Here is a 9,127-nt window from a genome sequence, read left to right on the forward strand (position 1 = left end):
CGCGGAAAGATGGGAGAAGTGGAGAATCATCTTATCACCTGTCCGGAGTGCCGTCGGCAGTTCGAGCAGATGAAAAAGTTGGAAAGCATGGCAGAAGACTTTCAGTTTGAGGGAAACGCCGAGTACTGGGAAGGGAGCAAAGAGAAGATACTTGCCGGGATACCGGATGGTCCTCCGGAGGATATTGTCGACGTACGGAGCAAGAGACGCTCCGAGAGCTGGGTACGGTTCGCGGCGGTCGCGGCATCCATAGTGCTGGTGGCGTTCATTTCATACTATGAAGGATGGTACATGAAAGATAGCCCAGTTACGGCGCCCTCAAATGCGGTTGAAGAAGAAAAGGGTACGGAAAAAGACGAGATAAAGGCGACGGCTAACGGAGAGGTTGAACCGATAGTCGATGGTGATAAACTTCAAGAGTCGGCAAAACTTCCCACCAAAGAGAACAGAGGAGAAGGGAATAAATTAGAGATTAAGATTGAGGAGCCGCCGTCATCGTTGCCCCGGGCAAAGGAAATAGTGCCGGAAAGCTATGCGGAGCCCAAAGATGCAGAAATGGCTGAAATCTATAAACCGGCAGCGGAACTGGCGCCGGAGAAAGAAATAATCGCCGTTTCGCCGGAGCGAAAAGCAATGCCTGCCATCCCGGAGACTCGGGTAACTAAAGGGGAAGAGAAACCGAAAAAGGTGGCGAAAACCGACCTTGGAACCGTCCTTAAAGTGGAATCGCAGGAAATGACTTATATGGCGGTGCAGCCGGACAAGGCCGGCGCCGACACAGCCGACCTGGCGGAGTATATCTTATGGAAGAGCCGGGCGGAGTATCTTTCGGCCCGGTATGCCTCGTTCCTATCGCCGCACTATCCGGAAGCGGCCGCCAAGCAGCGGACCGAGCCGCCGGCCGATTCCCTGGGGACAGTTCTTCTTGAGATGGGGGAAGTCTTCTTCAATGTGGGAAAATTGAGTCCCGACAGGACAGAGCAAAAAGAGATGCTGGAGCGGCTTCAGATTCTTCGCGGACGAGCCGACGTCAAATCAGCCCAAAAGATTCAAGATTTTATTACTTCTCTGGAAGCGGCAATTAAGTAAAAACTTTTTTGTCCTCTTTCCGTAACTAAACATTAGAAAAATACTCGAGCCTGATAAAGGGAGGTTTGTATGACCCAACGGCTGTATCGTTCACAGATGGACCGCAAGATTGCCGGAGTTTGCGGTGGAATCGCGGAGTACTTTGATATCGACCCGACCATGGTGCGCATCGCCGCTCTGGCTTTGATATTCCTGCACGGAATCGGGATTCTGATTTATGTCATCGCCTGGATTGCGATGCCGAAAAAGCCGATTCAACTGGAAATTGAGAAGCTGAATATGACGCCGCCGCCGACGACAGAAAAACCGCCTTCAAAGCAGCGCGGCATGATTCCCGGAATCATTCTGATTTCGGTCGGCGCTCTGATTTTGATGCATAACATGTACTGGTGGTGGTTCGACTTTGAGTATCTCTTCCCGGCAATCCTGATTGTCATTGGGGTGATTATACTGGTCAGCATGGCGGGACGGAAGAATTCCAATAATGATATGCTTCCACAGGAGGGGACAAAATGACGCCGAGCCGTCTGCGGTGGGGACTCCTTTTGCTTGCCATAGGAGTAATGCTTCTACTCAATAATCTGGGGGCGCTGGATTGGTCCTATTGGGGGGAACTTATAATCTGGTGGCCGCTGATTCTGATTGCCATCGGCTTGGAAAAGGTATTCCAGAGGTCGAAATGGAGTTTTATCGCCTATCTTTCACCGCTGATTCTGATTGTCGCCATGGTGGCTGTGGCAGTCGAAACGGGGTCGGAAGGGGAAGATAAAGGCTATTTTTCTACCTATCGCTGGGAGCAGCCGACCGATGCCACCATGACTCTCCTGGATGTCACGGTTGAGCATGGCGGGGCCGATATTTTTATGAACCGGACGACGACCGACCTGATTTCGGCGCGCTTCGACCGCTTTTCCCGCAAGCCGGAAATAAAATTTGAAGAGATCAACGGTGTCGGCCGGCTCGAAATCAAGCGACGATTCGGGCGGGAAGGGGTGATTGTGATTGACGGACATCGCTACGGCCGCGACTGGACCATGTCGCTCCCCGAAAATGTCCCGATTAAAATGAAGACCCGGGGGGAGGACGCTGACGTCAGTTTGACTTTTCAGAACAATCGTCTCGAATATCTCAAAATAGACAACGATGACGGAGAAATATATCTGAAAGTGGGGTCGCAGAGCCCCAGGGTGGAACTGGAGATTTCGGGGGATGATTCCCGCTTTGATTTGCGAGTGCCGCGCGATGCCGGTCTGACCATTGACGGCGAGGAATATGCCTCTTATTTGAAGGCTATGGATTTGGCGGAAGAGGGAGGATTGTATCGTTCAGTCGGTTTTGATTCGGCGGCAGTGCAGGTGCATCTGAAACTGGGGCGGAATCTCAGCCATCTATCGATTGATTATTACTGACAAGGCAAGACTCATATTCATAGAGAGCCCGTGCCGGAAAGCCCGGGCTTTTTTATTGCGGGGCGAGGAATAGATACCGGAGGGTAAACGAGGATACGGTATGTTTCTGCCGCATGGAAACAATGGTACTGAATAAGAGGGCAGCGGTTTCCCTATTTGATTTTTGGAAGAGATTCTGTATCTTAACGACCTCTATGTCAAAACCGTACAAGTTGACCGGATTTTCCGGGAAGATAATTGCCATTGATGGCCCGGCCGGCTCCGGCAAATCTACCACAGCCAAATTGCTGGCGTCCCGATTGGGATATATCTATCTCGACACGGGTGCGATGTATCGTTCGGTGACATTATATGCCTTGCGGCGCGGAATTCCTCTTGGTGACAGCGCCGCGCTCGGCGAGGCGGCGAGAAAGATGAAGATTACATTTCGGAATGAAGAGGACCACAATCTGGTCTTTTTGAACGGGGAAGATGTAAGCACTGCGATTCGAACTCCCGAAGTGACCGCGGCGGTTTCGCAGGTTTCGGCGCACAAAGAAGTGCGGGAAGCGATGGTGCGCCAGCAGAAGGAACTTGGCAAAGACGGCAACATTGTGGCGGAAGGGAGAGATACGACGTCGGTCGTCTTCCCTGATGCCGACCTCAAAATATATCTGGAGGCGTCGATTGAAGAACGGGCGCGTCGCCGCCTGCTCGATTTTGCCCGTCTCAATATTCCCTCCTCACTGGAAGACCAGAAGGAGGAATTGGCTCGTCGCGACGCTTACGACAGCGGGCGGGAGCATTCCCCGCTTACCCGTACCGGCGATGCTGTGGTGATTGATACCTCCAATCTGACTATCGAGGAGCAGGTGGAAAAGATTATCAAACTTGCCAAAGCGCGATTTTCGGGAGTATGAGACCGTTCTATTTCTGTTGCATAATCCTCGTCCGAATGCTCGCCCGTCTGATATTCCGCATCAAGATTTACGGTTCCGATAAGGTGCCCTCAGAGGGGGCGTTTATTCTGGCCAGTAACCATATCTCCTATTATGACCCGCCGCTGGTGGGGAGTTTCGTGAAGCGGGAGGTTCATTTTTTGGCGAAGAGGGAACTCTTCCGCAATAAGCTGTTCGGGAAGCTGATATCGTCGCTCAATGCGCATCCCCTTAATCGGCAGGGGTTTGACAAAAAAGCGCTGGAGCTTGCCGAGCGGTTGTTAAGAGAAGGGAGCGGGTTGATTATTTTTCCGGAAGGGACCAGGGCTAAACAGGGGAAGTTTCTGGCGCCTCGTCCCGGGATAGGGATGATAGCGATAAACAGCGGGGCGCCGGTGGTGCCGGTCTATATTCATGGCGCAAACCGGCTCTGGCGCTGCTTTATCGGCAAAGAGAAGCTGGCGATAGTTTATGGCGCGCCGATGGATAAAGATGAAACAAGAAGATTTGAGCAGGATAAGGAGGGGTATCATAGGCTGGCCGAGGAGATAATGCGTCGTATTGATAGCCTGAAAGAAGACTTATTGAAAAGGTCAAGGAAGGCTTGACATTAGGGGCGAAATTTACGATAATAAGATTCTGGGTCGATTCATTAAATTAGCGACTCACTGACATTGAATATCCCCCTTGAGGCGGATAGCGCCCGGGGATAAATATATCGTTTAAGGAGGATTTTTTCACAATGGCAAGTGCCAAGAACCCAAGCACAAAAAAAGTGGCAGTAACAGGAGGTGAGCAAGCGCCAAAGCTGACCAAAAGGAAAGCTGGAATGGCAAAAAAGACAAAGACCAAGAAGATTAAGTTGGTCAAGAAAGTGGAGACCGATCCTAATCACCTGGTCGAGTCAGCCGAAACGGAATCACAAGAACAGATAGTTACCGCGCGACGGCAGCGTCTTTCGGAAAAAGCGGCCGCTCGCGTGGAGGTTGCCCCCCCGCCAAGCCCGGCGGAACCGGCCACGGTCGCTTCGATGAAGCTGACCGAAATCGATAGCCGCGAATATTCCCCCGATGAGTACAAGAGACTTCTTGAGATGTACGATGGTACTATCAAGAGCATCAAAGAGGGAGAAATAGTTTCGGGCGTGGTGCTGGGAGTTACCCGCGATGATGTGATTGTCGATGTCGGATTCAAATCGGAAGGAATCATTCCGATTTCGGAATTCATGGAGCCAATCAATATCGCCGTCGGGGACAAGATTGATGTCTATCTGGAGGAAATTGAAGACCAGAATGGTCAACTGATTCTTTCCAAGCAAAAAGCCGATTTCATGAGAGTCTGGGACCGGATACAAGAGGCTCATGATTCCGGCGAGTTGGTCAGCGGAAAAGTGGCGCGACGTATCAAGGGCGGTGTGGTGGTTGATATCATGGGAGTTGACGCCTTCCTGCCCGGTTCGCAGATAGCACTTCGCCAGGTGCCCGACTTTGACGCTCTTATCGGCACCTCGATGGATCTGAAGATAATCAAGCTGAATAAGAATCGGCGAAATATCGTCGTTTCCCGTCGGGTTGTTCTTGAAGAGGAACGGGAATCCAAAAAGGCGAATCTTCTCAAAGAGATAGCCGTTGGTCAGGTGCGTGAAGGTATTGTCAAAAACGTAACTGACTTTGGCGTTTTCATCGACCTTAACGGAGTTGATGGGCTTCTCCATATCACCGATATGTCGTGGGGACGAATCAAGCATCCCAGCGAAATGGTTTCATTAGGAGACCGGATTTCGGTTAAGATACTTGACTTTGACGAGAAAACCTCGCGCATCTCGCTTGGTTTAAAACAGCTGACCCCGTACCCGTGGGAGAATATTGAAGAGAAATACCCGATTGGCAAGAAAGTGACCGGCAAGGTCGTCTCCATTACCGATTACGGGGCATTCGTGGAGCTGGAGAAAGGGGTCGAGGGGCTTATTCATATCTCCGAAATGTCCTGGACTCAGCATATCAAACATCCCTCCAAGATAATGAATGTGGGGGATAAGATTGATGCGGTAGTGCTTTCAGTGGACAAGGAGAATGAAAAGATTTCTCTCGGTATCAAGCAGATGGAGCCGGACCCGTGGCACACGATAGAAAAGAAGTATCCGGCCGGCAAGATAGTAAGCGGTAAAGTCCGCAATCTGACCGCTTTCGGCGCCTTTGTGGAGCTGGAAGAGGGGATTGACGGGCTTATTCATATCAGCGATATGTCGTGGACTAAGCGGATTCAGCACCCTTCGGAACTGATGAAGAAGGGAGATAAGATAGAAGTCAAAATTCTTCGTATCGACCATGAGAATCGACGCATTTCTCTTGGATTTAAGCAGCTGAAAGAAGACCCCTGGCCCGAAATTTCGAAAAAGTACTCTATGGGAGCCGAGTGTCTCGGTACTATCTCACGGGTACTGGACCGGGGGGTGACGGTCGACCTTGACGGCGACGTGGAGGGATTTGTCCCGACGGCGCAGCTGGGGAAGCCGGACCTGGTCAATCCCGGAGATGTCTTCTCGGAAGGAGAGCAGATACCGCTTAAAGTGATTGAATTCGACCGCGCCTCACATAAGATAGTGCTTTCGGTTTCGGCATACTACAAAGACCGGGAGGATGCCGAGTATCAGCAGTATCTGACCAAACATCCGACCCGAACCGTTTCCATGGGAGAAGCGCTCGGTCAGGGTGGCGCCGGTGAAATGCCGACCACAGCGGAGCAGTTTCCTGAAGGACAGGAGCCTCCCGCCGTATGACCGGACAGACACGGCGATGAAGCGCGTTCTGTAAGACGAAAGTGGCCTTGTAAAAGGTCTGTGACATAAGGAAAGGCAGGAGCCACGGCTTCTGCCTTTTCGTTTGTCAATTTCTTAAGACAGCTGTTATTAGTCAGAAGGACAAATGAGTATAAGAGATATGACTCCGCGAGTTGCCTTTGAAACAATTGGTTGTCGTCTCAATCAGTATGAGACCGAAAGCATGGCGGCGCAGTTATCGCTGAAAGGTTTCAAGCGAGTCGCCTTCGAAGAAGAGGCGGACCTTTACATCATAAACACCTGCACCGTTACCGGCAGAGCCGATGCCAGCTGCCGTCGGGCGATTTCCGTTGCGGCGCGTCGCGACGGCAAAGCGCGGGTAGTCGTGGTCGGATGCCTGGTCAGCGCCACTCCCGAAGAGGTGGCAAGGCTGAACGGGGTTGACCTGATTATCAATAACAGGCAGAAAGACGATATTGTACAACTCTTGAGCCGAGAGTGGCCGGAGCTGTTTTCGGACCAAAGGGAAAAATCTCCAGCTCCCCTTCTTTCGGAATTTTATCAGCACAATCGCGCCTGGGTCAAGATTGGAGATGGGTGTAATCAGAACTGCTCCTATTGTATCGTCCCTCTGGTTCGGGGAAGGCTGGTCAATCGGCCGCCAAGAGAAATAATCGGTGAGATTGACTCGCTGGTTCGCTCGGGATATCGGGAAGTGGTACTGACCGGTGTTCATATCGGCGATTATTACTATGACAATATCTCGTCACTGACCGCCCTTCTGGAGACTATCCTGCGCGAAACGGCCGTGAGCCGGATAAGGCTATCGTCAATTGAACCGCAAGAGATAACATCAGAACTGATTGAATTCATAGCGAATAATAGTCCGCGGGTCTGCCGACATCTGCATCTGCCGCTTCAATCCGGCTCCAACCGGATTCTGAGACTGATGCATCGCCCCTACACCAGTGAAAAGTATCGGGATACAGCAAAGGTGATTAAGGACAGCATTGAGTATGTAACAATCGGGGCTGATGTCATTGTCGGATTTCCATCGGAAAGCGAGGATGATTTCGCGCAGACTGTTGCCCTGGCGGAGAGCGGGTTTCTGGATTATCTCCATGTCTTCTCATATTCCGACCGTAAGGGGACAGAAGCCTCGCAACTGGCGGGGAAACTGAAGCCCTTCATAATTAAGGAGCGCAATGAGACGCTGCGGAAAATTTCAAAAGCGTCTTATATGAAGGCGCTCAAGCGGCAATCGGGGAATATCCTCGGGGCGATTGCGGAGCGAAAATCAAAGAAGGGGGAAAATTGCTGGGGGATAACTGATAACTATCTTAAAATATCGATGCCGCCTTCAGAAGGAGACGAAAAAGAGATAGTTCCCCTGAAGGTCGATGCCATAGGTGACGGATTTCTGGTCGGCAGTCAAATTTCGAATTGATTCCATAAAAGATTCAGTCATTGCGGAATTTTTTGCCTTGAGTTAAGGAAAAGAATTCTGGAAAAGAGGGGCGCTCTAAATTATTTCCGGTTTCTACGATGGGCTAAGTTCTTTACTTTCACAGTCTTACGGCTTCCGTCCAAAATTGGGCACACCCCTTGCTCAACAGAACTTTGGAAAAATCTAATTTTTGTATTTGTGCCATGGCAGACAAGAAAGCAAAAGAGCAGGGTAAAGAGCCGGAGAAACCGGCAACGAGTGAGATAGTTGGCTTAGACAGTCCCGAGGGGAATGCTAAGAGCCCGTCCGGCGGAAATAGACTGAAAGGATTCCTGCTTCCCGCGGCGGTGGGGGCGGGACTATTCGCGCTGGCAATGGCGGTCTCTATGTTTCTTCAGAGTTCCCCCGAGCAAGGCGGGCAATCCATAGCGGCCGATTCCACCTCGGTCGCGGGCGATTCCGTTTCCGTTCCCGTGGTGACAGGGCTGTCTCCTGAAGAACTTCTCGTTATCGATTTTGATACCAATGAAGTGATGAAAGAACTGGCGTTTCTCGATTTCGATTTTGAAGAGAAGACTCCGGTTAAGCCGGAAGATTCCGCGGCAGTCACAGACAGTTTGAGCGAGATTCAAAAGGCGCGGGAACTTCTGGCAGCCGAAAAAGCCGAACTCGATAAAAAGCAAGCCGAGCTGCAGGAAAAAGAAAATAAAGTAACGCAGGGGTTGGCGAAAATAGACGATGCTGAGACAGCGCGTATTATAAGCCTGGCGCGACTCTATGATGGTATGAAAGCGGAAGATGTGGCGCAACTGGTTGCGAATCTGGATGATTCCCTGGTGGTGGCGATAATTCCCCGGATGAAACCGGCCAATGCCGCCAAACTGTTGGCGCTTCTGCCACCCAAGCGGGCGGCAAGCATTTCTACACAATTGATCACCATAATTGATGAATAAATGAATAACGGAATAGACATACTCAATTTGCTGGCAGCGGAAAGCGCGCCACAGGCAGCGCTTCCGGGTATCAACTGGAGTGGGGAGAACTCCCAAGCCTTCAAGACTTTTCTTGAGCTCCTCGAAAATGCTCCAAGTCCAAAGTCAGGGATAGATTTGCTCTTTGATATCAAGAGCGGTGAAATATCCAGCGCCGACGGTCTCCCTGTCTCACAGAATATTTCTGAATCAACAGACAAAGAACCTAAAACGAAAGAGAATTCCTTATCTGGAGAAGGCGAGCCTTCCTTGCTCTGTCAACCGATGCTTGCATCCGGTCTGATAACGAGTCTAAAGGGGAGTATAAATGAGATATCGATATCAAGTTCTTTCGGCAATGCCGAATTGACTCCGACAAGTGTTGTCGTTGACCAGGCAGTAGCGATGGCGGACGGGACAAATGACAGGAATCATAATATCAACCATACATTAAATAGTTCAAATAGCCGGTTTATGCCGGAGATGCCATTTATCGTGAACGAGAAGATGGCATC

General features: G+C 50.8%; 9 protein-coding genes. All 9 read left to right on the forward strand.

Going from position 1 to position 9,127, the window contains the following annotated elements; translation table 11 throughout:
- The coding region (locus AB1690_10330; GenBank protein ID MEW6015708.1) for a hypothetical protein at positions 1–1,089 on the forward strand (1,089 nt) is incomplete at its 5' end.
- A 69-nt stretch (positions 1,090–1,158) separates the two neighbouring features.
- Positions 1,159–1,605: a PspC domain-containing protein gene (locus AB1690_10335; GenBank protein ID MEW6015709.1), complete on the forward strand. Its 447-nt coding sequence runs from the start codon at positions 1,159–1,161 to the stop codon at positions 1,603–1,605.
- Positions 1,602–2,498 (forward strand): DUF5668 domain-containing protein, encoded by an 897-nt coding sequence (locus AB1690_10340; protein MEW6015710.1) that lies wholly within the window; start codon positions 1,602–1,604, stop codon positions 2,496–2,498. The genes AB1690_10335 and AB1690_10340 overlap by 4 nt, the downstream gene beginning before the upstream one ends.
- A gap of 194 nt (positions 2,499–2,692) precedes the next feature.
- On the forward strand, positions 2,693–3,397 hold the full coding sequence (cmk, locus tag AB1690_10345; GenBank protein MEW6015711.1) for a (d)CMP kinase: 705 nt from the start codon (positions 2,693–2,695) through the stop codon (positions 3,395–3,397).
- Positions 3,394–4,023 carry a lysophospholipid acyltransferase family protein gene (locus AB1690_10350; GenBank protein ID MEW6015712.1) on the forward strand — a complete coding sequence of 210 codons (630 nt, stop codon included), beginning with the start codon at positions 3,394–3,396 and terminating at the stop codon, positions 4,021–4,023. Before cmk ends, AB1690_10350 begins: the two co-directional genes overlap by 4 nt.
- Positions 4,024–4,244: 221 nt before the next feature.
- Complete coding sequence (gene rpsA, locus AB1690_10355; protein MEW6015713.1) at positions 4,245–6,194, forward strand: 30S ribosomal protein S1; 1,950 nt, start codon at positions 4,245–4,247, stop codon at positions 6,192–6,194.
- Between the two features lie 160 nt (positions 6,195–6,354).
- Positions 6,355–7,641: a tRNA (N(6)-L-threonylcarbamoyladenosine(37)-C(2))-methylthiotransferase MtaB gene (mtaB, locus tag AB1690_10360; GenBank protein MEW6015714.1), complete on the forward strand. Its 1,287-nt coding sequence runs from the start codon at positions 6,355–6,357 to the stop codon at positions 7,639–7,641.
- 203 nt (positions 7,642–7,844) lie between these two features.
- Positions 7,845–8,594: a hypothetical protein gene (locus AB1690_10365; protein MEW6015715.1), complete on the forward strand. Its 750-nt coding sequence runs from the start codon at positions 7,845–7,847 to the stop codon at positions 8,592–8,594.
- The coding region (locus AB1690_10370) for a hypothetical protein (GenBank protein ID MEW6015716.1) at positions 8,595–9,127 on the forward strand (533 nt) is incomplete at its 3' end. It lies immediately after the preceding gene.

The sequence above is a fragment of the Candidatus Zixiibacteriota bacterium genome (assembly GCA_040753495.1).
GTDB lineage: Bacteria > Zixibacteria > MSB-5A5 > GN15 > PGXB01 > DYGG01.